The sequence below is a fragment of the Parabacteroides sp. CH2-D42-20 genome (assembly GCF_003670185.1).
Classification (GTDB): Bacteria; Bacteroidota; Bacteroidia; order Bacteroidales; family Tannerellaceae; genus Parabacteroides; species Parabacteroides distasonis.
Map to the genome: position 1 here is coordinate 24,761 of NZ_RAYG01000027.1, position 26,611 is coordinate 51,371.

The 26,611-nt window shown below is 46.9% G+C and carries 13 protein-coding genes; all 13 read left to right on the plus strand.

Annotation, left to right across the window (positions count from 1 at the left end):
- Window positions 1-118 precede the first annotated feature (118 nt).
- The 13 genes from D7V92_RS15855 (at window position 119) to D7V92_RS15915 (ending at window position 26,593) form a co-directional block, all read left to right on the plus strand.
- A complete protein-coding gene (locus D7V92_RS15855; protein WP_121773280.1) occupies window positions 119-2,320 on the plus strand; it encodes a GH92 family glycosyl hydrolase in 2,202 nt (733 codons plus the stop codon).
- Window positions 2,321-2,448: 128 nt separating this feature from the next.
- Window positions 2,449-4,191, plus strand: a complete 1,743-nt coding sequence (locus D7V92_RS15860; protein WP_121773281.1) for an ATP-binding protein — start codon at window positions 2,449-2,451, stop codon at window positions 4,189-4,191.
- Window positions 4,192-4,253: 62 nt separating this feature from the next.
- On the plus strand, window positions 4,254-5,201 hold the full coding sequence (locus D7V92_RS15865; protein ID WP_121773282.1) for a site-specific integrase: 948 nt from the start codon (window positions 4,254-4,256) through the stop codon (window positions 5,199-5,201).
- Window positions 5,202-5,558: 357 nt separating this feature from the next.
- Window positions 5,559-6,323 carry a DNA-binding domain-containing protein gene (locus D7V92_RS15870; protein WP_121773283.1) on the plus strand — a complete coding sequence of 255 codons (765 nt, stop codon included), beginning with the start codon at window positions 5,559-5,561 and terminating at the stop codon, window positions 6,321-6,323.
- Between the two features lie 181 nt (window positions 6,324-6,504).
- Window positions 6,505-11,511, plus strand: a complete 5,007-nt coding sequence (locus D7V92_RS15875) for a C10 family peptidase (RefSeq protein ID WP_121773284.1) — start codon at window positions 6,505-6,507, stop codon at window positions 11,509-11,511.
- A gap of 117 nt (window positions 11,512-11,628) precedes the next feature.
- Entirely contained in the window at window positions 11,629-14,313 is a 2,685-nt protein-coding gene (locus D7V92_RS15880; protein ID WP_121773285.1) for an alpha-L-rhamnosidase, read from the plus strand.
- A gap of 127 nt (window positions 14,314-14,440) precedes the next feature.
- Window positions 14,441-16,606 (plus strand): GH92 family glycosyl hydrolase, encoded by a 2,166-nt coding sequence (locus D7V92_RS15885; protein WP_008773070.1) that lies wholly within the window; start codon window positions 14,441-14,443, stop codon window positions 16,604-16,606.
- Window positions 16,607-16,630: 24 nt separating this feature from the next.
- On the plus strand, window positions 16,631-17,779 hold the full coding sequence (locus tag D7V92_RS15890; RefSeq protein WP_008773069.1) for a glycoside hydrolase family 130 protein: 1,149 nt from the start codon (window positions 16,631-16,633) through the stop codon (window positions 17,777-17,779).
- Between the two features lie 19 nt (window positions 17,780-17,798).
- Window positions 17,799-19,193 (plus strand): SGNH/GDSL hydrolase family protein, encoded by a 1,395-nt coding sequence (locus tag D7V92_RS15895; RefSeq protein ID WP_121773286.1) that lies wholly within the window; start codon window positions 17,799-17,801, stop codon window positions 19,191-19,193.
- Complete coding sequence (locus tag D7V92_RS15900; protein WP_008773067.1) at window positions 19,190-21,529, plus strand: GH92 family glycosyl hydrolase; 2,340 nt, start codon at window positions 19,190-19,192, stop codon at window positions 21,527-21,529. The genes D7V92_RS15895 and D7V92_RS15900 overlap by 4 nt, the downstream gene beginning before the upstream one ends.
- A 17-nt stretch (window positions 21,530-21,546) precedes the next feature.
- Window positions 21,547-23,820 (plus strand): GH92 family glycosyl hydrolase, encoded by a 2,274-nt coding sequence (locus tag D7V92_RS15905; protein ID WP_121773287.1) that lies wholly within the window; start codon window positions 21,547-21,549, stop codon window positions 23,818-23,820.
- Between the two features lie 85 nt (window positions 23,821-23,905).
- Window positions 23,906-24,727, plus strand: a complete 822-nt coding sequence (locus D7V92_RS15910; protein ID WP_121773288.1) for an alpha/beta hydrolase family protein — start codon at window positions 23,906-23,908, stop codon at window positions 24,725-24,727.
- A gap of 630 nt (window positions 24,728-25,357) precedes the next feature.
- Window positions 25,358-26,593 (plus strand): 3-phosphoshikimate 1-carboxyvinyltransferase, encoded by a 1,236-nt coding sequence (locus D7V92_RS15915; RefSeq protein WP_121773289.1) that lies wholly within the window; start codon window positions 25,358-25,360, stop codon window positions 26,591-26,593.
- Window positions 26,594-26,611 lie beyond the last annotated feature (18 nt).

Here is a 26,611-nt window from a genome sequence, read left to right on the forward strand (position 1 = left end):
TGTGATTCTTTTCAGATACTAGCTTGAATAGTTTACGATAGTTTTGCTTCATCAATTTTAATTTTCATCTTTGTAGGGAGAAAGATGCTAGAGAATCGTTATTATTAATTACAATCTCATGAAGAAACTATTATTTCAGACAACCTTGTTTCTATTATTATGTAGTTGCATAAGTAAAATAGAAAAAACACCAGTAGATTATGTGAATAACCGGATTGGGAATATCAGTCATTTACTTGTGCCTACCTATCCCACTACCCACCTGCCTAACAGCATGTTGCGAATGATTCCGACTCATAATGAGTTTACGACGGATCGTATGGAGGGACTAGCCCTAAATAGTCCTTCCCATAGGCAAGGCCATTCATTGTTGCTGTTGCCTTATAGGGGGGACGTTAAGGATTTCGATGGGAATTTAAAATATCGATATGATCATGAGAAATCTACGCCTTATAATTATTCGGTGTATTTGGATGATTTCTCCGTAGGGGTGGATTTTGCGCCTGCTGCTAAATCGGCGATCTATCGTTTTCGGTTTGAGGATTCGGATCGACGGTTGATTTTGTTGAAAGCCAATGGAAAAGGAGAGATCGATATAAAGGATGGAGCTTTGTGTGGATATGATAATTTCGCCGGGATAAAACATTATTTTTATTTGGAGTTTGATGCCCAGCCCATTCAAGTTGATAGCCTCTCTCATTCTTTGGTATTTGCTGAATTTCCGGAATCGAAGGATGTGGTAAATGTTCGTTATGGAATTTCTTATATTGGAGTAGAGCAGGCCAAGCGGAATTTATATAATGAAATCAATGATTTCAATCTGGAGAAATTGGCCTCGCAAGCTCGTGATAAATGGAACGACGTGTTAGGCAAAATAAAGATTGAAGGAGGCACGGAGGATCAAAAGACCACATTTTATACCGCCTTGTATCGGGCGCACGAAAGAATGATCAATATTTCTGAAGATGGTAAATATTTTAGTGCGTATGACGGAAAGGTACATGAAGATAATGGGGTGGATTTTTGGGTGGATGATTGGGTATGGGATACCTATCTGGCCCTTCACCCGTTGCAAGTGTTATTGAATCCGGAGGCTCAAGAACAAAAACTGGCGTCTTATATCCGGATGTATGAGCAATCCGGGTGGATACCTACTTTCCCTTGTGTATTTGGGGATGCGCATTGCATGAACGGTAACCATGCGGCAGGTGTCTTTGCGGATGCCTTGAATAAAGGCTTGCGGTTTGACGTAGAAAAGGCTTTCGAGGGTATGAAGCATACGGTGATGACTGAGTCCATGATCCCTTGGTACCGGGGACCTAAAACGGCCTTGGATGATTTTTATCATGAGAATGGCTGGTTCCCCGCTTTGCATCCGGGAGAAAAAGAAGAGTTTACGGAGGTAGGACCATTTGAACAGCGACAAGCGGCAGCCGTAACTACAGCCGCATCCTATGACGATTGGTGTATCGCCCAATTAGCTAAACATTTGGGAAAAGATGAGGATTATCGATTCTTTCAGGATCGTTCTTATAATTACCGGAATGTCTTTAATAAAGAGACTCATTTCTTCCATCCGAAGGATAAAGATGGGAAGTTTATAGAACCGTTCGACTATATTTTTTCCGGAGGTATCGGGGCTAGGGCTTATTTTGATGAGAATAATGCTTGGACCTATAATTGGGATGTACGCCATCATATTCAGGATTTAATAGATCTTTTTGGAGGCAACACTCCTTTTATTGAGAGATTGGATCAGTTATTTGTTGAGGATATGAAAATGTCAAAATGGCAATATTACGCTCTTCATCCGGACGCTACGGGCAATGTCGGGCAATTCGTGATGGGAAATGAGCCTAGTTTCCATATTCCTTATCTGTATAACTACGCCGGTCAGCCGTGGAAGACGCAAAAACGGATTCGTATGCTTATGGAAAGTTGGTTCAGGAATGATCTGATGGGTGTTTGTGGTGATGAGGATGGTGGTGGAATGTCGGCTTTCTATGTATTCTCCGCTTTAGGTTTCTATCCGGTTTCTCCGGGAGTGCCTGTTTATACGATAGGTAGTCCTTTATTTGATAAATCGGAGATTCAGTTGGCGAACGGGAAAGTGTTTACCATGATCGCTCATGGGGTTTCGTGGGAAAATAAATACATTCAATCCGCTAAGTTGAATGGCGCCGAGTATAATAAGACGTGGTTTACTCATGAGGATGTCATGAAGGGAGGAACATTAGAATTGTTTATGGGAGACCGCCCTAATAAGAAGTGGGGAGTGGGAGAAGGTGCGAATCCTCCTTCTGGTGAGTTTGTCGATTGATTTGGCTTGACGGCATGATTCTACGGTCAAAGATTCGTGAAATCATTTTGTAGATGTTATCTTTGCGTAAGTAAGTTACGAACAAGTGATTTATTCGTAAGTGACAAATAAACAGGAGGAGATATATTATGGCAACGAAGCAAATTCCATATGGCCTGACGGATTTCGAGCGAATCCGTACCGCCAATTATTATTATGTTGATAAGACTCGCTATATTGCGGAGGTGGAGCGGAACGCAAGTTTCTTTTTCCTTATCCGCCCGCGCCGTTTCGGGAAGTCGCTATTCTTGAATGTCCTCAGATGGTATTATGACGTGAACCGTAAGGATTCTTTTGAGGAACTCTTCGGCGACTTATATATCGGCTCCCATCCGACCCCGGAGCAGGGACAATATCTTGTACTGGATTTCAATTTCGCAGGCGTGAACCCAGATCCTGACGAGTTGATCCGCTCTTTTAATGATCACTGTGCCGCTCGTTTCCGGGAGTTTGCCTACTACTACGAACGTTTCTTCAATCCGGGCTTCCGGGAGAAAATGGAGAGTCTGCCAAATGCTGACGAGAAGTTGACCTACACGATCAGTGAGGCTAAACGCTTGAATCTCTCTATCTATCTCTTCATTGACGAGTATGATAACTTCACCAACGCTATCTTCGCCAATATGGGTGAGAAGCATTACAAGGCATTGACACACGGTACGGGCTTCTTCCGTTATTTCTTCAACAAACTGAAAGAAGGGGCTACGGGCGATGGCCCTATCAAGCGCATGTTTATCACTGGGGTATCTCCAGTGACGATGGACGACGTGACCAGCGGTTTCAATATCGGAGCCAACATGACGACAGATTACCGCTTTAATGGAATCATAGGTTTTAGCGAGGGAGAGGTACGGGAGATGCTGGCCTATTACAAGAGCGAGACAGGTTTCGAGGATAGTGTGGACGATCTGATCAACTTGATGAAGCCGTGGTACGATAACTACCGTTTCTCTACAAAGAGTCTGGACGAGCCTATGTACAACTCGGATATGGTACTGTATTTCATCAGCAATTACCTGCCCTTGAGATCGGCCCCGGATAAGATGATCGACAACAACATCCGCACGGACTACAACAAGCTCCGCCATTTGATCCGTCTCGACAAGCGGTTCGGCACGAACGCTTCGATCATCCAGGAGATCGTGAACAACGGCGAGACCACCGCAGTAATCAAGGATGCTTTTCCTGCCGAGGATATCGCCAAGCCGGACAACTTCAAGAGCCTGCTTTACTATTTCGGGTTGCTCTCCATCAAGGGTACCAAGCGTGGAGATACCCTTCTGGGCGTTCCCAACCTGACGGTACGTGAGCAATTATATACCTATCTGATCGAGGCTTACCGGGAAGCTGATGTCTTCTCAATAGAGTTATACAAGCTTCATGATCTGGTAAAGGACATGGCTTACGACGGAGACTGGAAGCCTGTGTTCGAGTATTTTTCCTCCGAGCTGGAGCGGCAGAGCGCTATCCGCGAGTTCATAGAGGGGGAGGCGCACGTGAAAGGTTTCCTACTGGCTTATCTAGGCTTGACCCGTACCTATATAATTTATCCGGAGTATGAGGCCAACAAGGGGTACGCCGATTTCTACATGATGCCCGACTTGATCCACCAGCCCGAGATAGGCTTTAGCTATATCGTGGAGGTGAAATACGCCCGTCGGGACGCTTCCGAAACGGAAATTGAGGCGTTGAGAGCCGAGGCCGCCATCCAGTTACGCCGTTACGCCGCTGACCCGAAGGTTCACGCTACCAAGGGGGATACGGAGCTTCGCCTTGTCACCTTGGTCTTTAAGGGTTGGAAGCTTGCTGTTTGCGAGATGGACTTGGCTTGATCTTGTTTTTATGCTATTTTTGATGGTAGATAATAATACGTTTAATCATCAAAAAAGGAGATATGAGCAAAAGAAAGAATAACCGCTTGGGCAAGGCGGGCATCACATTTTATACCTATGCCACCGAACGCATCCGGGAGAAACGTTTAGCGGGGAAACATAACACCGCCGATTTATATAGGACGACCCGTAATTGGATCTGCGCCTTTCTGGGTAGGAGAAACCTTCTTTTCCCGGAGATAACGCCGGGCTTAATAAGCCGTTTTGTCACTTATCTGCAATCCGCCGGCTTGCGAGTGAATACCGTGAATACATACCTCAGCAACTTTCGCTCGATTTATAACCAAGCTTGCCGGGATGGTCTGTTGCCGGCTTGCGTCGTATCGCCTTTCGCGTACTTGAACTTGAAGCGGGAAAGAGCCGGATCTAGGGCGTTGGGAAACGAGTCGCTCCGGGAGATCGTGACCTTGAAGTCTGAGGAGCCGGATTTGGCGTGCGTGATCGACTATTGTACGTTCGCCTATTTATCTTGCGGCATGCCTTTCGCTGATATGGCTCGCTTGACTACGGCGAACCTGTATGGCGAGGAAATCGTATATCGGCGTAAGAAGACGGGGACCTTAATCCGTGTCGGGATAACAGCGGGGATGCGGCGGTTGATTAATAAGTATGCGGACGCTTCTTCCCCGTACCTTTTCCCTATTTTATCTCCGGGTAGAGAGGTAGGGCATGAGGAATACAAGGCGATACTGCGTTCGTATAATAACTCGTTGAAGAAGATCGGTCGTGCGCTATCTCGCCCCATTCACTTGACCTCGTATGTTTTCCGCCATACATGGGCAACGAACGCCTTGCGGAAACAAGTCCCTTTATCGATCATTAGCCAAGCGTTGGGGCATACCTCGGAAAAAACAACACGTTTTTATCTGGCCTCTTTGGAACAGTCGGAATTGAATCGTGCGAACGCTAGGGTGACGGAAGAGGTGGATTTGCTTTTGGCGGCTGGGTGATGCCCTTATTCGCGAAATAAGGGGAATAGCCTACTCAGCATAAAAATTACCTATAATAGGCTATTTTCAACAGAAGGCTTGGCAAATGTAAAAAAATATTATTGATAAACAATCACTTTTATCTATTTATTAAGAAATAGGAATTGAAGGGGATACAGGCATCGTATCCTCTAACTAATCCAAATTTATGCTTATTGCGCATATATCGTGGATATGCGGTTAAAAATAGTGGTTATGCGTTTTTTTAGTTTATGTTGGACGTGCGATATCTCCTCCCCTTATTTCGCGAATAAGGGTGATAAACATTATTAAAAGGTAACGCTCCACTACCACGGGGCATTAAAGACAAAAAACATCATGGTAGAAGAAAAGACCATCTTGACCGTAGATCTGTACGACAACGTGTTAACCGAGAAAACCGGCGATTTCACCGGAAAGATCCGCATTACCGGAACCACGCGAACGTCAGACATCTCGAACCGCATCGTGAAGAAACGCACCGAGTACCGCCCGGAGACGATCACCAACATCCTCGACCTCTCCTACGACGAGATGATCGAGGCCCTCGCCCAAGGCCGTTGCGTGGTGAATAAGTTCGGGCAATGGCTGCTCACTATCAACGGCTCGTTCGACGGAAAGAAATCAGACTTCCGCTCTACGGAGAATAAGATCACCGTAATGTTCACCCCCAGCGCCACCCTCCTGAAGGCGCTAGAAAACATCTACGTGAACGCCGACGTAGCTACCGTGGGCCCGATGATCGAGAGCCTCACGGATTCCACCACGAACGAGAAGAACCTCCATATCACTCCGAACGCCCCGGCTATCATCTTCGGCAGCACGCTGCTTATCAAGGGTGATGCCCCCTCTGTAGGCGTCTACTTCACCAAGGACGAGGAGGGCGCCACGCCAACGAAAGTCTCCCTTATCGTACGTAACACTACGAGTGAGATCATCATCCAGATCCCACAACTGGCCGAGGGGCAGTACTGGCTGAGCGTCACCACGCAGGCAGGAGCGGGCTATTCTCTCGTAAAAGATCCACGCACCTACAAGTTTCCCATACTCCTGACCGTTGGCGTAGGAGGAGGAGGCGACAGCGAAAGCCCGGACGAGATCTAGGTGCATAGCGGGATGGGAGAGCCTCTATACCTAGGGTAGGGAACACCGTTGTTCCCACCCATGGGAACCGGGGCTTTCCCATGCCTATCAACCGGGGCTTTCCCACCCGTGGGAACACCGTTGTTCCTATACTCCTTACTAACGAATGTTAAATCATTTATTCATTATAAATTTATAATTCATGAGAAAACAACTTTTACTAATGCTGATCCTTTGCCTGTCGGCCGCTATGGTCTGGGCGGAAAGGATAGATGTGTCCACGGCCCGCAAGGTGGCGGAGAACGTGGCTAACACTGGTTCGGGCTTGCGCTCGGCTGGAGACTTGTCGTTGGTTTATGCAGCGGCTCCGGGAAAATCAAGTTCTGCGTTACGAAGCGGGACGGTTGATGGTGCTGTGGACTATTTCGTGTTTAATGTACCGGGAAACAAGGGATTCGTGATCGTCTCTGGAGAGGACCGGGCACTCCCTGTGTTTGGTTATTCGGACGAGGGTGCTTTTGATCCGGACAACCTACCGGACAACCTCCGCTACATGTTAGCTTACTACCAGAACCAAATTACCTGGTTGGAGCGTTCTGGCATAGAGGTTACCGCGGATATACAAGCCGAGTGGAGTCATTACCTAAACGGAACCAACTTTAGGTCTACCGCTCAAGAGGTAGTGCTGGAGACGGCAGAGTGGGATCAAGGGAAACCTTATAACGGGATGACTCCTCTGATCAGTGGCGAACATGCGCTTACCGGTTGCGTAGCTACAGCGCAAGCTATCATCATGCGCTATCACCAATATCCGGTGCGTGCGATTGGGGGCGTGTCCTCCTACGATGGTGTTTCCACTACCTATGATGATTATGATTGGGCGAATATGCCGCTTACTTATCCGAGGGATGGCTATGGTGATGCCCGAGACAATGCGGTGGCCAAGTTGATGTGGCATTGTGGGGCAAACGTGGAGATGAGTTATGGACTGTCGGCGAGTGGTGCAAGCATGAAACTTCCAGCCAAGTCTTATGTTGAGGTATTTGGCTATAGTCCGGCCATTCGTTATTTAAAAAAGGAAACTTATCGCTGGGAAGAATGGAAAGAGATGATTCGGAAAGAGTTAGATGCCGGGTATCCCTTGAGTTATGGCGGGCAAAGTTCGGGTGGAGGCCATGCCTTCGTATGTGATGGCTATGATGCACAGGGCTTCTTCCATATCAATTGGGGCTGGGGAGGTTATAGTAATGGCTTTTTTGCCTTGTCTGTGCTTGATTCGAACTATGGTAATGATGGTTATAGTGATAGCCAGGAGATGATCCTTAACATCCGTCCATCACAAACCGGTGACAAGAAATATGTTTATAAGCCGGTCGTGACGGACATATCATATTCAGGTTCGCTACCTTTAACTGGTAATGTCGGGATGTCTATCGGTTTACGTTATACCGCTTTCGATAATCTGGATTACTATGTGGGTTTGGCAGTTGTGGACGTATCGGGAAGGATCATCCAACAGCCATCCGATCCAAAATCCATGAATTTTGAGGCTTATGTTCCTGGATGGCGGAATTATTCGACCTATCGCAACATAACCTTGAGCACTTCTCTTGGCGAGGGACAAAGAATCGCTGTTGTCGGTTCTTCAGATGGACATGATTGGGAAATGATGCGCTGCCTTACGACATCACCTACAGGATTGGATAATGACGGCTTGATTGGTGCTCCGGCTGACAATCCGGACGAGCCGGCCGTTAACCCCGTGAACGTGAGTATTTACTGGAATCAGTTTGACGATGTTTTCATGGCTGTATCAGGATTGGACAATAACCAATATAACGGGCAAAATACACAAGGTATTTCCTATAAGTTGACCAATGTAACGGAGAATGTCATCTTACGTTATACCCTGAAAAACTATGCTGCTTGGAAAGGGCAGTTGGATGTTTATTATGGTGATAATAACTCTATTTATCAACCAAGTCAAGGAACGAAGGCTGTGATTGGCGAGGACGGGTCTTTCAGCGTGCCGGTCAGTCTGGCGCAGATATCCGAGGGAGCATACGTGAATTATCTAAAGGTCTTATCAGCCAAGCAGGGCGAGTTGTCTTACGATATTCAAGTATATCTTGAATCCGACCAAGCTAACCCCATATTCGAGGAGAATGATAAGCCGATGAGATTCATGGAAGCCCTTACCGGCTCGATCGCTCCGCATCCGATTATGGGGGCGAAGAACTCTAGAATCCCGTTCACCTATACGATCGAGAAGACAAATCAGTGGCTCGATGGGAAGCCATTAGGAGTGAGTGCCTCAATCTCTAATCTCAAGGCAGATCAAATAAAATTGTATTATGTAAGCGATGGGCAGGAGAAGGAGATCCCGTTGAAGTCGGGGGGGAATGATTATGTTTATTGTTATACGGAAGAAGATTTTGCCATAGGTACGTTGAGCGGTGGTGCTTCATACACCTTCAAGGTTGAGGTCAATGTGTTGATCGACAATGCTTCTATCTCTCTTGTGCCAAAGGTAAAGGATATCTATCATCCTGCCGGATCCGCTTATGCGGGCCTCCAAATAACGGATACCCCGGTCGTAACCCATGCGATTACGACTGTCTTGACGAACTTGATTCCTCGGGAAGGTCTGCCTACTGTTATCGAGACCGGGAAAAACCTGTACTACAAACTGGAATGTAACAAGGAGGGCTATACGCTTCCTGATATGATTCAGGTGGAAATGGGGACAAAGGAGCTGAACGTGATTACACGACCCGACGAACTGAATGCGGAATGTACGTATAATCCGGAAACCGGGGAGATAATGATTTATGCGGTAAACGGCGATGTGGTTATCACCGCTGCCGCGGTTCCCGTACAGATCGTTACCTATCCTGTTAAGGCGACCTTGACAAATCTGTCTTCTTCGCCCGCCATCGTAGACGCTACGACCGTGAAAGAAGGAGAGACATTCTCGTTTACCTTATCGGCGAATAACGGTTACATGCTTCCGGCATCCATTACGATAAAGATGTCCGGTTCCACTTTGGAGGTAGGAAAGGGATATACCTATGATGCTAAGACTGGCAAAGTAGAGATATTGAATGTGAGAGGTGAGGTAGCCATTACCGCTGAAGGAGTGTCTGAACCATCTGTTTACAAGATCACGGTAGACTTGAAGAACCTGATTTCTACGCCGGCCATCACTACGGCTACAACTGTGAAGGAGGGTGAATCGTTCATTTTCACCTTGAAAGCGGAAACGAACTATAGGCTTCCGGATGCGATCAGTATCTTGAAGGGCAATGATGCGCTGACCGCGGAAGAGTTCACATACGACGCTAAAACGGGTAAAGTCGTGATCAAAGCAGTTTCCGGTGACTTGACCGTGAAAGCTTCCGGCATTGATGACCGCCACTACGAGGTGATACTTAACCTTGTGGGTGTCACTTCCCAACCCGCCTCGTTCGATCCTGTATTGGTTAACGGTAAGGTAGAGCTAACCTTGAAGGCGGCCGAAGGCCATACGCTTCCGGCTACCGTTGCGGTAACAATGGGCGGTAAGACCTTGGTAGCCGGAACTGACTATACTTATAATGCCTCTACAGGAGCCTTCTCTTTGGCTAAGATTACGGGTAAGCTTTCTATTTCTGCCGAAGGCGTGAAGAATAGCTATCCGGTTACGGCCTCATTGGTTAATATCACTTCCGACATTCCAACGAATGCCACGGTGAAATTCGGCGATGAATTCGCATGCAAGCTTTCTGCGAATGAGGGCTATACGCTCCCATCTGAGGTTACGATCGTGATGGATGGCAAGACCTTGGTAGACGTAACTGATTATACCTATGATGCCGCTACGGGAAAAATCTCTTTGAAGAAAGTAACCGGTGAGTTAGCGATCACGGCGCAAGGCGTACAGAAGAGCTATGCGGTAGCCCTTACGTTAAAAGACTTGACTTCTGATATCTCGCAAGGCAAGAAGATTAAACATGGTGAGACCCTGACCGGTAAGTTGTCTGTAGTGACCCCACAGTACGGGCTTCCTTCCACGATCGAGGTGATGATGGGTGGTAAAGTGCTGGCTGCTGGTTCCGGTTATTCCTATGATCCGAAGACCGGGGAGATAGAAATAAAGAACGTAACCGCTGAGGTTTCCATTAAAGCTTCTGGTGCGGAGATCTTCCAAGTGAAAGAACAGACCGAGAACATAGAGATTAAGACTTCCGGAGAGACAGTGAAAGAAGGAGAGCCATTCAAATGTGAATTAGCACCAGCTACGGGATACAAATTCCCTTATGTCATAAAGGTGATGATGGGTGGTCGTTTGTTGAAGCAAAAGAATTTGCTTAGGGCAGCAGGTTCTGAGTACTATACGTATGACAATACGACGGGAATAATCGAGATTGAGAATGTGGATGGCGAGATCGTCATTGAGGCTAAAGGTGTACAAGAGGGCTTCTTTGAGGTAATCCTGAATCTTGTTAACCTCACTTCCGATCCGGTTTCTTTCGAGCCTTTGGCTAAGGATTCCAAAGTGGAACTTATGCTGAAAGCAGCCTCCGGCTATACGCTCCCGACATCCATTACTGTGAAGATGGGAGAGAATACGCTAGCGTCTACGGATTATACATACAATTCTGGCATGGGTGCTTTCGCATTGGAGAAGATCACGGCTACCTTGGTGATTACGGCGGCAGGTAATAGGATTCCGGATCCGGAACCAGAACCGGAGCCAACCCCGACCACCTACATGGTGACATTGCCGGTTGTAGAGGGCGCTACCTTGATTGCGGAGTCTTCTACGAATGTAGAATCCGGCAAGAGTTTTGCGTTCACGCTGACTTTGAAGGACGGCTACAGTGCGCCTCAACTGACAGTGAAAGCGAATGGCTCAGTACTTGGTCCGGTATCAAGTGGCCGTTATGTGATTGAGAAAGTAACGAGTAATATCGTTGTTACCGTAACAGGCATCGTGAAAGATAATCCTACTGATAACGCAGAGGTAGATCCCAATGGCTTGCGAGTATGGGGAGAGAATGGGCGATTGCATATCCAGACTCCTGTTATGGACACAGCTTGTATCGTTACATTCGAAGGGCGTTTGTATAGGAACTTATCTTTGCCTGTAGGCGAGACTATCACGAGTATTCCACAAGGGTCTTATATAATTTATATTGGCAACCAATCCTACAAGATCCGCTTCTAGCCATTCTTGAGGAATCATAGGAAGGCGAGTCATTTGCGAGTGGCTCGCCTTTCTTGTTTAATAAATCTTAATATTTACCGGGGATATAAGTATCGTAAGCCATTAGAAAGTATATTCATGCGTAATCTCAATTTATTTATCATGAAATGTATATCTATCTACTTTGTGACCCTATTGTTACTGATGTCGGGCTGTGAATCCGGACGGAGGATCCTCTTAAAAGATCTTCGTTGTGAGAACTTGGAAAATCCGGTCGCGATCGACAATACACATCCCCATTTTAGCTGGAAAATCGAGACAGACGGGCAAACTATGCGGCAAGCGTATTTTGAGATACAAGTAGCCACGGATAGTTCCTTGCTGGCTCAAGGCAAAGCCGATCTATGGAATTCAGGTAAGGTGGAATCGTCCGCTTCCGTGATGGTCCCTTATCGAGGGAAAGAGTTGCGATCTAGTGTGCTGGCCTATTGGAAAGTCCGGGTATGGGGCGATAAAGGGGAATCCTCGGACTGGAGTCTGGTCAATCGCTTTGGGATCGGGCTTTTGGATAAAGCGGAATGGCAAGGGAAATATATAGGGATGCCGGATGAGAAGAATCCGATGTTAAGGAAGAAGTTCGAGCTTCAAGACCGTGATGCCACATTACTCCTTCATGTAAACTCCTTAGGGTATCATGAGATCTATTTAAATGGGAGGAAGGTATCGGAAGATGTTCTCTCGCCTGCGGTATCTCAATTAAACAAAAGATCATTATCGGTGACGTACGATCTTACGCCGTACGCAAAGCAGGGAATAAACGACTTATTGCTCTGGTTGGGCCGTGGCTGGTACAGAAAAGCTACTTTTAATGCCGTTCATGATGGGCCGTTGGTTAAACTGCGATTGGACGAGATCCAAGCAAATGGTACCGCAAGTACGCTACTCGTTACGGATAGCTCTTGGGAAGGCCGGGGAAGTATGTATGGTGAGACCGGTACCGGCACTTGGTATCCCCATCAATTCGGGGGTGAATGTGTGGATGGGCGGAAGGCGTTGCCGGATTTGACAACGGCTACGCTCGACGAACTGGATTGGAAGCCGGGGTTGGAGGTGGAGGTACCCGGGATAGAGGTAAGTCCCCAGATGTGTGAGCCTAATCGAATACAAGAGATTATCCGTCCCAAAGGAATCAAACAAATAGGGGACAGTATTTGGCTCGTAGATATGGGAAAGGCGTTAAATGGTTGGGTTGAGCTGAGTTTCCCAAAATTACCGGAAGGTCATCGGGTCCGTATGGAATATACGGATTGGTTAAACGAAAACGAAGATTTCAAGCCACAAGAGGAGAACGGACAGTATGAGGATTGGTATATCGGTTCCGGACAAGGCAAAGAGGTATTCCGAAATAAATTTAACCACCATGCGTTTCAATATATAAGGATATCCGGTTTGGCGAAAGCCCCCGAGGAGGTAACCGGCTATCTGATTCATACGGATTATAAGGATGCCTCGTCTTTCGAGTGCTCGGATCCGGACTTGAATGCTATCTATGCGATGATCAAATATACTTTCAAGAACCTAGCTTTCAGTGGTTATATCGTAGATTGCCCGCATTATGAGCGTATGGGATACGGTGGGGATGGAAATGCCTCTTGTAAGAGTTTCCAGACATTGTATGAGGGCTCTTCCGTGTATATGAACTGGATGCAGATGTGGCAGGATTGCATCCGTGAGGATGGGGGTATGCCGCATTGCGTACCGAATCCATATCCGGCGGGAGGTGGTCCGTATTGGTGTGGCTTTATTATCACGGGATCGTGGCAGACTTATTTGAATTATGGGGATAGCCGTCTGATCGAGCGATATTATCCGGTTATGCGACATTGGTTGCGTTATGTGGATGCGTATACGGTCGATGGGTTGCTGAAACGTTGGCCGGATACGGATTATCGGGCATGGTATTTAGGGGATTGGTTGGCTCCGGCGGGTGTCGATTATACGGCGCAGTCATCGGTAGATCTGGTTAGTAACTGCTTTATAAGCGATTGCCTCACTACGATGGAGAAGATCGCGAAGGTATTGGGGAAAGCGGAGGATGCCGCTAAGTATAAAGAGCGTCGCCAACGATTGAACGAGCTTATCCAGAAGACTTTCTATGATCCGGAGAAGAAACAGTACGCTACAGGCTCCCAGATCGATCGGATTTATCCGATGTTGGTCGGCGTGACAGATGAACAGCATATGCCCGAGGTAAAGGAAGGTTTATATCGAGAGACATTGGAGAATTGCAAAGGGCATATCGGTTCCGGCTTGGTGGGTGTTACGATCTTGACCGATTGGGCGATAAAGGACGGAGAGGCCGATTTTCTCTATTCCATGCTGAAAAAGAGAGAGCTGCCGGGATATCTATATATGATCGATCAAGGGGCTTCTACGACTTGGGAATACTGGTCGGGAGAACGTAGTAAGGTTCATAATTGTTTCAATGGCATTGGCGCTTGGTTCTGTCAGGCGGTCGGAGGGATCTTGCCGGATGAGGATGAGCCGGGCTATAAACATTTCTTTATCAAACCTCAGATACCGAATGGTGTGACGTGGGCGAGGGTGGCGAGAGAGACCCCTTACGGTACGGCACGTGTGTCTTGGACTATGGAGAACCAATCGCTTTCCCTCGATCTAGAGATACCGGCGAATAGTATGGCGACCTTTATCGCTCCATTTAACGTATCGAATTGTGTGTTAGATGGGAATAATGTAGAAATATCGGCGGGTTCGATCCTGTTGGAAAGTGGAAAACACATGCTATCGCTGCCTGCGGAATAGGAATCATATGATTCCCTTTTTGTTGACTTATGTTAATAGCTGTTTTTTAATTATTACGCCGTAAGTGTTTTATTCTATTGAAGGGTATATAGTATAAAAGGCTAAATAATAAAAAGGATCTATTACCATGTTTAAATGTAAACAGCTTTTAAGGCGAATATGTGTGGTTAGCTATGTTTTCTTGTTGTGTGGAGGTTTGGTAAATGCGTCAAATCTCGTTTCTAAGACCAATACCCTGATAGGGACTCAAGGTAATGGGTGGGCTTCCGGATATTTGTATCCGGGGGCTACCTATCCCTTCGGTATGGTACAGTTTACCCCGACTTATTTCACGAAACAACTAGGCTTTGTTATCAATCAATTGAGTGGTGCGGGATGCGATCATATGGGAAATTTCCCTACGCTTCCGATTGCCGGAGCTTTACGGGTTTCTCCGGATAGTATCTTGAATATGCAGACTCCGGTCGGCAAGGAGATCGGAACGGCCGGTTATTACGCAGCCACCGTAGATCATTCTATACGTGCGGAATTAACCGTTACGGAACGTACGGGTATGGCTCGTTATACGTTTTCTTCCAAGGAAAAGCAGGGTACCGTGATTATCGGAGGAGGAGTAGCCGCTACCTCTATCCAAGTAGCCGCTATTAAGATTACGGGTCCTCATAGTTGCGAGGGATATGCGGAGGGTGGTGCTTTCTGTGGAATCCCAACTCCCTATAAGGTTTACTTTGTGGCTGAGTTCGATGCGGATGCGGAGAGTTTTGGTACATGGAAGGAGGAGCGACTACATGCGAATCATACGTTTGCGGAAGGCAGTCACTCGGGGGTGTATTTTACTTTTCCGTTGAAAGAGGGGAATCAGGCGGTGCAGTATAAGATCGGTGTTTCTTATGTCTCGGTGGAGAATGCCCGAGAGAATTTGAGGGTTGAGAATCCCGCTTGGGACTTCTCTGCGGTCCGTCAGGCGACGCAAGATAAATGGAATGAATACCTCGGGAAGATAGAGGTAGAGGGAGATAACGAGGATCGCCAGATGCAATTCTATACGCATCTATATCGTTCATTAATCCATCCGAATGTTTGTAGCGACGTGAATGGGGAATATATGGGGGCGGATAGCCAAGTGCATAAGACAGCCCGAAAATTCTATACCTCTTTCAGTAATTGGGATACGTATCGTACGCAGACTGCTTTGATCGCTATGCTAGCTCCCGAGGAGACCTCGGATATCGTTATGTCTCATTACTTATTTGCCGAGCAATCCGGTGGTGGCTTCCCTCGTTGGGTACTGGCGAATATAGAGACAGGTGTTATGCAGGGGGACCCGACTCCGATTCTTGTAGCCAATGCGTATGCGTTTGGAGCTCGCACCTATGATCCTCGAACTTTACTGCGGACTATGCGTTATGGAGCAGAAGTGCCGGGGGCTAATTCCCAAGGTGTTTTGACTCGACCGGGCTTGGAACAGTATTTGGAGAAAGGGTATTACGACGCTTCGATCTTACTGGAATATACATCTTCTGATTTTGCGATTGGCCGTTTCGCCTTGCAAGCCTGCAATGATGAGCCGGTTTGTAATTGGTATACGCAACGGGCGATGAACTGGAAGAATCTTTTTAATAAGGAGACCGGTTGGTTGCAGTCCCGAAACGAGGATGGCTCGTGGAAACGTTATGATGCGGATTGGCGGGAATCGACATATAAGAATTATTTCTGGATGGTACCTTATGATTTGCAAGGGTTGATCGATAGTATAGGAGGAAAGGAAGCGGCGGAGAAGCGTTTGGATGAGATGTTCCGACGTTTGGACGCTAGTTATGGAGATGAATGGTTCGCCTCCGGTAACGAGCCTAGTTTCCAAATCCCTTGGATTTATAATTGGGCGGGGGCTCCTTATAAGGCGCAACAAGTGATCCGGCGTATACTGAACGAACAATATAGTAGCCGTGTGAACGGTTTGCCGGGCAACGACGATTTAGGATCGATGGGAGCATGGTATGTCTTTGCCAGTATCGGTTTGTTTCCAGAGATTCCCGGAGTGGGAGGTTTCTCTGTGAATAGTCCGGTATTCCGTAAGATTGTTTTACATTTGCCCGAGGGAGACGTGATTATCAAGGGGGGTGATGAGAAAAAAGAGTATATCCATTCCTTAAGTCTTGATGGAAAGAAGATGGAGGGCACTTGGATCGATTGGTCGGATTTATATCGGGGGGCGACCTTGGAATATAAATTATCCGGGAAGCCGGATAAGACGTGGGGAACTCGGATAGCTCCCCCTTCATATGGAAAATAAATATAACTTAATACTACGAATAACATGATTAAAGAAACATTATTAGTCTCTACTTTCGGCTTATTGGGATTGGTTACCGTAGCTTGCGGCTCTCAAAAGAAAGACCAGACGGCGGAAGCTGTATCGGAAACAGCTTGGTGCTTGGATGGGTTTGAGCGTCCGACAGGAGTGAATCCGGTAATTAAGCCGTTACCAACTAAGTTTTATTGCCCGATGCGGGAAGATTCTGTAGCATGGGAGGAGAGTGACACATTTAATCCGGCGGCTACGATTTACGATGGGAAGATCGTGGTGATGTACCGTGCGGAAGATAACTCCGCTCAGGGAATCGGTTCCCGGACTTCCCGTTTGGGATATGCGACTTCTACTGACGGTATCCATTTCGAGAGGGATACGAAGCCTGCTTTTTATCCGGCTAAAGATAATCAAGCAGAGAACGAATGTCCCGGAGGTACGGAAGATCCTCGTATCGCTATGACCGAGGATGGTACGTATGTCTTGCTATATACGCAATGGAACCGCAAGGTGCCTCGTCTGGCGGTGGCGACCTCAAAGGATTTGAAACACTGGACGAAGTTCGGTCCGGCTTTTGAGAAAGCCTATAATGGCAAATTCAAGGATGAGGCGACCAAATCCGCATCGTTAGTCACGACTTTAAAGGGAGATAAGCAGGTCATTGCGAAAGTGAATGGCAAGTATTTCATGTACTGGGGGGAGAAGAATGTATATGCGGCTACCTCCGATAATTTAACAGATTGGGACCCACTGTTGGACGAGAATGGTGAGTTGCTTAAATTGTTCTCTCCCCGTTCCGGCTATTTCGATAGCCAGTTGACCGAATGTGGACCTCCCGCTATCTTGACAAAGGATGGCATCGTTCTGTTGTATAACGGTAAAAACGAACCGGGAGAAAAAGGGGATACCGCTTATCCTGCGAACTCTTATTGTGCCGGACAAGCATTGTTCGATGTAAATAACCCGACAAAATTGATCGGTCGTTTGGATAAGCCTTTCTTGCAACCGACGGATAATTTTGAAAAAAGCGGTCAATACCCTGCGGGTACCGTATTCGTGGAAGGTCTGGTCTATTACCGGAATAAATGGTATCTGTATTATGGCTGTGCTGATTCATTCGTGGCTGTGGCCGTATCGGATAAACAATTGAACTTCTAAGTGTCCAAAAGTAAATAAGATGAGAACTAATCGATGGCTTTTTAGTTTGGCGTGTATGCTTTCTGTGTTTGTGTGTGGCAATGCGCAGAAAACTCCTTCCCCTTTTCAAAGGGGTGACCGGGTTGTTTTTTTAGGCAATAGCATAACAGAGGGCGGACATTATCATTCTTATATATGGTTGTACTATATCACTCATTTCCCGGATATGCGGATGCGGATGTATAGCGCCGGTACCGGTGGTGACAGTTCTTGGGATATGTTGGAACGGATCGAGGAGGATGTATATGGTAAAAATCCGACGGTGGTTACGGCTACTTTCGGTATGAACGATAGTGGTTATTTCGAATATAACGGCGATAATCCTACGGCTTTCGTGGAGCAGCAAATGTATCGGGTAGATACGACCTTTCAGGCGATGCAGAAGATCATGAAATCTCACAAAGATACAAGGGTGATCATGATCGGTGGCACGCCGTACGACGAGACTTGGCAAAATGAGAAAAATAAGCCTTTTCTTGGAAAGAACGCTACGATCCAGAAAATCATCCGTCTGCAAAGAGAGGCGGCCGTGAAGAATGACTGGGCGTTCGTGGATTTCCACAACCCGGTATTGGAGGTGAACAGGGTACAGCAAGCGAAAGATCCGCAGTTTACCTTAATGCAAGGAGATCGGATTCATCCGGATAACCACGGTAATATGTTGATGGCCTATTTCTTCTTGAAGTCTCAGGGATTGGCGGGTAAACCGGTCGCCAAAGTTGATATCGATGCTTCCCGACGTGTGGTGCTGGCGAACGAGAATTGTTTCGTGAATGAATTGAAAGTATCAGACAAGGGTACGATCTCTTTTACCTATTTAGCGAAGTCTTTACCTTATCCGATGGATACGATCTCTCGGGGTTGGGAGAAGAAGCATACGCAATATGAGGCGACCTTATACGCTCCGATTATGGAGGATCTTAATCAAGAGGTATTGCGGGTGGATGGATTGAAAGGTTCGTATAGGTTGGAGATAGACGGGGATTCAATTTCTACGTTTTCGGCCGAGGATTTGGCAAAAGGTATTAACTTAGCGGCGTTAACGAACACACCGCAATATCAGCAGGCCGTTCGGGTCATGCATTTGAATGAGGAACGTTGGAATATCGAGAAACGTTTCCGGGAATATGCGTGGACGGAATTTTATATCTTGAAGCGGAAGGGCATGTTATTTCAGGATAATATCGCCGCTATGGATACGTTAAGGGCGAACCTTCATACGAATATCTTCTTAGCTGGCCATCTGGATAACTACTCCAAGATGATGTATCCGGAGATCCGGGAGGCTTGGAACCAACAAATCGATATGTTGGTGGATCGTATGTATCAGATCGCCCAACCGAAGGTACGTAGAATAGAACTTATAAAAAAATGATACGACTAGTAAGAAATTTAAGATGGATAACGACTACGGCGTTATCGCTCGCGTTGGTGGGAACTGCCTGTTCCGGTCCGACCCGGACTATCGAGGAGGTTCATTTCTCTGATTATGTAAATCCCTTTATCGGGGCGAGTACGAATACGGAGGCGGCCGGTGCTTACCATGGCTTGGGGAAGACCTTCCCCGGTGCGACTACCCCTTTCGGTATGGTACAGGTAAGTCCGAATACGATTACGGGGGGCGACAATGGTTCCGGATATAGCTACGAGCATGAGACGATCGAGGGATTCGCCTTTACGCAGATGAGTGGTATCGGCTGGTACGGTGATCTGGGTAATTTATTGGTAATGCCTACCGTGGGCGATCTGCGCACGAACTCGGGAAAAGAGGGGGGCGTAGCCGGGTATCGTTCCCGGTATGATAAATCTTCCGAGGAGGCTAAGGCTGGATATTATAAGGTATTGCTTAGCGATTACCAGATACAAGCGGAAGCGACAGCGGCTCCTCATAGCGGTATGCTGCGATTCGTTTTCCCCGAGAATAAGCAGTCCCGCATCCAGTTGGACTTAGCTCGTCGTGTAGGAGGTACTTCTACGTATCAGGCGGTTCAAGTGATAGATGACCATACGATCGCCGGACGAATGGAATGTACGCCGGAAGGCGGAGGCTGGGGGAATGGTGAAGGTTCTTCCCGGTATACCGTGTATTTTTATGCGCAGTTCTCCAAACCGTTGAAAGATTATGGTGTATGGAGCGTGGATATCCCGGCAGGGCAGGATCGGCATCGGGAATTCGTGGAGAGTCCGGCTTTCCAGACATTGACAGCGAACGCGAAGATTTCGGAGAGACCAAAGGCATATGAGGGTGAGCACCTCGGGTTCTTTACGGAGTTTGAGACCGAGGCGAATGAGGAGGTTCTTTTCAAGGCCGGTATTTCCTTTGTAAGCTTGGAGGGTGCGGAAAAGAACTTGAAAGCGGAGATCAAGGATTGGGATTTTGACGCGGTACGTTCTCGTGCCCGTTCGTTATGGGATACGGCTTTGGCTAAGATGGATGTCAGCGGTGGAACGGATGAGCAGAAGGTGATCTTCTATACCTCCTTGTATCATACAATGATCGATCCGAGGATTTACACGGATGTGGATGGTCAATATATGGGCGCGGACGGAAAAGCGCATAAGTCGGATACGTTCACGAAACGTACGATCTTTAGCGGTTGGGACGTGTTCCGTAGTCAGATGCCTTTGCAAACGATTATTAATCCGGTATTGGTGAACGATTTGTTGAAGTCATTGACAACGATGGCAGAGGAGAGTGGCCGTGAGTACTATGAGCGCTGGGAGTTGTTGAACGCCTATAGCGGTTGTATGTTAGGAAATCCGGCTATATCGGTCTTGGCGGATGCCTATGCGAAAGGTATTTGTAGCTTGGATATGGAAAAGGCTTATCGGTATGCGGATAAAACCTCGAGAATGTTCGGGAATGCGGAGTTGGGCTATACCCCGAATCCGCAGAGTATCTCCAAAACCTTGGAGTATGCGTATACGGAATGGTGTATGTCTCAGTTGGCGAAATCATTAGGAAAACAGGAGGATGCGGCTTATTATGCGAAGTTGGCTCAGTCTTACCGGAATTTATATGATGCGGAGAAACATAGCTTCCGCCCGAGAGAAGCGAATGGCCGGTTTGAGGCTTGGCCGGAAGAGGGTAAGCTGAAGGAATGGTATGGTTGTATGGAATGCAATGAGTTGCAACAGGGGTGGTTCGTGCCTCATGATATTCCGGGTATGGTGGAACTGATGGGAGGAACGGAACGGGTGATCGCCGATCTGGATACGATGTTCGACAAGACACCAACGGATTTCCTGTGGAACGCTTATTACAATCATGCGAACGAGCCGGTTCATCATGTGCCTTTCTTGTACAATCATTTGGGACAGCCGTGGAAAACCCAGAAATGGTCTCGTTTCATTTGCGATAAGGCGTATAAGAATAAGGTAGAAGGCTTGGTTGGAAACGAGGATGTCGGTCAGATGTCCGCTTGGTATGTATTGGCAGCATGTGGTTTGTATCCGGTTTGTCCGGGAGATACTCGCTATGAGATATCCAGCCCGGTTTTTGAGAAGACTGAGATTCAGGTTGGCGAAGGGAATACATTTATCATACGAGCCAACCGAAATACCCCGGAAAACACCTATATCCAATCCGCTAAATTAAACGGGACGGATTATACGAGATGCTATCTTGATTATAGGGATATCATGAAAGGTGGCGTACTAGAATTGGAGATGGGCCCCGAGCCGAATACAAATTGGGGCGTGAATAATTAATCAGTAAATAAAATAACATGAAACTTAATACTTTTTATAAACAGGGGGCGGCTTTAGCCCTCTGTTTAACCCTCTCTTTCCCTGTTTTTGCGGAGAAAGACTTGGTACAATACGTAAATACTTTGCAAGGAACAAACTCGACTTACGAATTGAGTTGGGGAAATACCTACCCGACTACGGCGGTTCCCTATCCCATGAATAGTTGGTCTCCACAGACCGGGAAGAATGGTGATGGTTGGAAATACCAATACTCGGCCACTACGATCCGGGGTTTCCAACCGACGCATCAATGTAGCCCTTGGGTGGGAGATTACGGGGTATTCTCTTTGATGCCTGTACCGGAATTGGTTGTTGATGAGTCCAAACGGGCGACTCCGTTCTCTCATGATAAAGAAATTGCCAAACCTCATTATTATAAGGTTACGTTGGAGAATGGTATTACCACGGAGTTCTCGCCAACTACCCGTTCCGCTCATTTCCGTTTTTCCTTTCCCGCGAAGGGAGACGCTTTTCTCGTACTGGATGGCTATACGAAAACCAGTCAGGTACAAATCGATGTAGCGAACCACCGGATCACCGGCTATGTACACAATGGGGCTTTCTCTCCGAAGACACATAAGAATTATTTTATCATTCAATTTGATAAACCTTTCGTTAGCTATGGTACATGGGAGAATCGTAAGAATACGATCCAGAAGAATAATTTGAGTCGGGAAGGGGAAGGAATCGGTGCCTATGTACAATTCGCAAAAGGCTCTAAGGTACAGGCCAAGGTCTCTACCTCTTATATCAGTCCGGAACAAGCGGAGGTTACGATGACTCGTGAGCTAGGTAAGCACTCATCGGTAGAAGTGACGAAGCAAGCGGCTGCTGATGTATGGAACCAGCTATTGAATCGTGTGTTGGTGGAAGGTGGAACCGAGGAGGATATGAAAACCTTCTACTCCTGCATGTTCCGTGCCAATTTGTTTTCCCATAAGTTTTATGAGGAGAAAGAGGATGGTTCTCCTTACTACTATAGTCCGTACGATGAGAAGATTCATGATGGATATATGTTTACCGATAATGGTTTTTGGGACACTTTCCGTTCCCAGTTCCCGCTGACGAATATCTTGCACCCTACGATGCAGGGGCAATATATGCAAGCCTTGCTAGACGCTCAGGAGCAATGTGGATGGTTACCTTCTTGGTCGTTCCCGAGTGAGACCGGCGGGATGGTAGGGAATCACTCGATCTCTTTATTGACAGATGCTTGGGTGAAGGGTATCCGCACTTTCGATCCGGAGAAAGCCTTGAAAGCGTATGCGCATGAGGCGATGAATAAGGGACCTTGGGGCGGTGCCAACGGACGGGTTCGTTGGAAGGATTATTATCAGTTGGGATATATACCTTATCCGGAATCCATGGGATCTACGGCACAGACGTTGGAATATTGCTATGATGACTTTTGTGCATATCAGTTGGCGAAAATGACTGGGAATAAGTTTTATGAGGAGGTCTTTGCCCGCCAGATTTATAATTACAAGAATGTGTACGATCCATCTGTCGGTTTTATGAGAGGTCGTAAATTGGATGGTAGTTGGGCGGATTTCGATGCTTTCGAATGGGGCGGTCCTTATTGCGAGGGGAATGCTTGGCATTACAATTGGTCGGTTTTCCATGATGTCCAAGGGTTGATCGATTTGACAGGAGGTGATGAGCGTTTCGTGGCGAAGATCGACTCTGTTTTCGCTTTACCCGGTATCGTGAAATATGGAACATACGGAACGAAAATTCATGAGATGCTGGAGATGGAATTGGCGAAGATGGGACAGTACGCCCAAGGTAATCAACCGATCCAGCATATGATTTACTTGTATAGTTACGCAGGCCAGCCTTGGAAGACGCAATATTGGATTCGTCAGGTGATGGAGCGGTTATATAATAGCTCGGAAAATGGTTATCCGGGTGATGAGGATCAAGGCGGTATGTCTTCTTGGTACGTATTGAGCGCGTTGGGAATCTACAGTGTTTGCCCGGGGACGGATGAGTATGTATTGGGTAGCCCGAAATTCCGGAAAGCTACGATTACGATGGAGGATGGCAAGAAGTTCGTGATCGAGGCGAAAGGGAATAGTAAGGATAACGTATATATCCAAAACGCTACCTTGAACGGGAAGAGACATACACGTAATTATATCCATTACAGCGATATCGTGAATGGGGGCGTGCTGGAGCTTCAAATGGGCAATCAACCGGAGAAGACGAGAGGAACCGCGAAAGAGGATCGTCCTTTCTCGTTAAGTAAATAAGTTTTTGGCTGTAAAATCTGTATATTTGTCCCCGTAGTTCCTTGAAAACAAGGCTACGGGGAATTAATCATTAATATTCACTGATATGAATTGGATGAAAAAGGTAGCGGTAGCGTTGGTTTGTTTGCTTCCGCTCGGTTTACAGGCAGCGAAGGTAGATACTTTGCAAGTGAAAAGTCCTTCGATGAATAAAAGTATAGAGGTAGTCGTGGTAAGTCCGGATGTGGCCGCGACGAAAGTGTGTCCGGTGATTTATTTGTTACATGGCTATGGCGGTAACGCTTGTACATGGGTCGGTATCAAGCCGGATCTACCTAAGATCGCTGATGAGAAGGGCATCTTTTTCGTATGCCCGGATGGTAAGAATACGTGGTATTGGGATAGCCCTTTGAACGCTGATGTACGGTATGAGACTTTCATCTCGGATGAGTTGGTGAAATACGTGGATTCCCATTATAAGACCGTGGTCGATCGTAAGGGACGTGCTATTACCGGCTTGAGCATGGGTGGACATGGCGCTATGTGGAATGGCCTTCGTCATAGCGATGTTTTCTCCGCGGCGGGAAGTACCAGCGGTGGCGTGGATATCCGCCCTTTCCCGAAAAACTGGGAGATGAGCGTGCAAATAGGTGAGAAGGCGAAATATCCGGAAAACTGGGAGAAGTACACGGTTATCAATTTGGTTCCAACCTTGAGGAAAGACCAGATCGCTTTGATCTTCGATTGCGGTGACAGCGATTTCTTTTTGGAGGTGAATAAAAACTACCACGAGGCGTTATTAAAACAAGGCATCGACCACGACTTTATCACTCGCCCGGGTAATCATGATTCACAATACTGGAATAATTCTATTGATTACCAGATCCTCTTTTTCTGGAAGCATTTCTTGAAGATGAAGGCCTTGTGATAAGACCGTTTGGCGATTTGACATTCTGACATTTTGTAAACTGAAGTCCCGGAGAACCGATTTTTCCGGGACTATGTACGACTCGTTGCCAAATACGCAAGAAAAAAACAATAATTCGTTCATTGATAATACAATACCGAAAAACCGCCTTTCATTCTAGCGAAAATAATTCATCCTAATTCCTATCCATTGACTTCTTCGGGCTATCCGATAGGGTTACGACTGGGTTCTAACCGGGTTACGATGCCTATTCACGACTACTGACAACCCTATTCGTGACTGTTTATAATGCCTAACGGCAGTATTGGCGTCGCCCAACGCGACTATACGTGTAGGCTTTCATCGCCTTTCGTGCCTGAAAACGGGAATATTCTCACTTAAAAGGGCGTTTTATTGCCCCTCCCGTCTACTGGTTGGATCGGTTTAAACGAACGCCTTGTCACGATTGGTGTTCGAGAAGAAGCATAAAGAAAGCCGAAGGCCGGTTTCTGTATCATGTCGGCAAAGGGGTCCGTTGTTAATGTAAGGAGTCATGTAGTGAGAGGAAAGAAGAAAGTTTCCCGCAGTTATACTCCATATGTACGCTAATTTTCGTACTTTTGCTTCTTGAATCTTGAATATACGAAAGCGATGAATTATCAGATAGATGCTCCGGGTTCCGCTATCCGGACTACCGTAAAGCTTCCCGCTTCTAAAAGTATCAGTAACAGGGCATTGATCTTGAATGCGCTAAGTTATAGCGCATATGATGTGGAGAACTTATCCGATTGCGATGATACAAATTTGATGGTAAAGGCATTGAACTCGAACGATCGGGATTTTAATGTGGGTGCGGCGGGTACGACGATGCGTTTCCTTACTGCTTTCCTCTCGAAGGTGGTGGGCGAATGGACGATTACGGGAACCGAACGCATGAAGAACCGTCCGATCAAGGTGTTGGTGGATGCGCTGAACGCTTTAGGCGCCCGGATCGAGTACATGGAGAAGGAGGGTTATCCTCCTTTGCGTATTTTCGGAAGCGCCTTGCAAGGCGGAGAGATCTCGCTACCGGGAAATGTTAGCTCTCAATATATATCCGCTATCTTGATGATCGCCCCCTTAACAGAAAGTGGGGTTACGTTGCATTTGGAGGGCGCTATTATCTCTAGGCCCTATATCCATATCACCTTGCAATTGATGGAGCAATATGGAGTGAGAGCCTCTTGGACGGAGAATACGATCAAGGTGCTCCCCCAAGAGTATAAGCCGATTCGTTTTACGGTGGAATCCGATTGGAGTGCCGCTTCTTATTGGTATGAGATCATGGCGTTATCGAAAAATGCTGAGATCGAATTGTTAGGTTTATTCAAGAATAGCTTGCAGGGAGATGCCGCCGGAGCGAAGTTATTCGCTCAATTGGGAGTGGGCACTACTTATACGAAACGTGGAGTCATGTTAAAGCATACTGGAAATATCTGTGAGAAGTTGGTTTATAACTTCGTGAATGAACCGGATTTGGCTCAAACCTTTGTGGTGACTTGCGTGTTATTAAATATCCCTTTCCGCTTTACGGGACTTCAATCATTGAAGATAAAGGAGACGGATCGGATCGAGGCATTGAAGACAGAGCTTCGTAAATTAGGTTATGTGTTGACGGATCGCAATGATAGCATCTTGGAGTGGAACGGTGAACGCAGGGAACCGGAGTCGCATCCGGTAATCGCCACTTACGAGGATCATCGGATGGCTTTGTCATTCGCTCCCGCCGCTTTGGTACGTCCCGAGGGGATAGAGATCGCCCACCCGCAAGTGGTCAGCAAGAGTTATCCCCATTATTGGGAAGATCTTAAGGCCGCTGGTTTCTCTATTAGGGAATCAGCCCTTTAATTTTCAGTTTTCAATTCT

Bases quoted from the DNA above. Each gene is read 5' to 3' on its own strand.
- D7V92_RS15870 (WP_121773283.1), top strand. From the start codon at position 5,559: ATGGTAGAAGAAAAGACCATCTTGACCGTAGATCTGTACGACAACGTG.
- D7V92_RS15880 (WP_121773285.1), top strand. From the start codon at position 11,629: ATGCGTAATCTCAATTTATTTATCATGAAATGTATATCTATCTACTTT.
- D7V92_RS15905 (WP_121773287.1), top strand. From the start codon at position 21,547: ATGAAACTTAATACTTTTTATAAACAGGGGGCGGCTTTAGCCCTCTGT.
- D7V92_RS15855 (WP_121773280.1), top strand. From the start codon at position 119: ATGAAGAAACTATTATTTCAGACAACCTTGTTTCTATTATTATGTAGT.
- D7V92_RS15910 (WP_121773288.1), top strand. From the start codon at position 23,906: ATGAATTGGATGAAAAAGGTAGCGGTAGCGTTGGTTTGTTTGCTTCCG.
- D7V92_RS15875 (WP_121773284.1), top strand. From the start codon at position 6,505: ATGAGAAAACAACTTTTACTAATGCTGATCCTTTGCCTGTCGGCCGCT.
- D7V92_RS15885 (WP_008773070.1), top strand. From the start codon at position 14,441: ATGTTTAAATGTAAACAGCTTTTAAGGCGAATATGTGTGGTTAGCTAT.
- D7V92_RS15890 (WP_008773069.1), top strand. From the start codon at position 16,631: ATGATTAAAGAAACATTATTAGTCTCTACTTTCGGCTTATTGGGATTG.
- D7V92_RS15895 (WP_121773286.1), top strand. From the start codon at position 17,799: ATGAGAACTAATCGATGGCTTTTTAGTTTGGCGTGTATGCTTTCTGTG.
- D7V92_RS15915 (WP_121773289.1), top strand. From the start codon at position 25,358: ATGAATTATCAGATAGATGCTCCGGGTTCCGCTATCCGGACTACCGTA.
- D7V92_RS15900 (WP_008773067.1), top strand. From the start codon at position 19,190: ATGATACGACTAGTAAGAAATTTAAGATGGATAACGACTACGGCGTTA.
- D7V92_RS15860 (WP_121773281.1), top strand. From the start codon at position 2,449: ATGGCAACGAAGCAAATTCCATATGGCCTGACGGATTTCGAGCGAATC.
- D7V92_RS15865 (WP_121773282.1), top strand. From the start codon at position 4,254: ATGAGCAAAAGAAAGAATAACCGCTTGGGCAAGGCGGGCATCACATTT.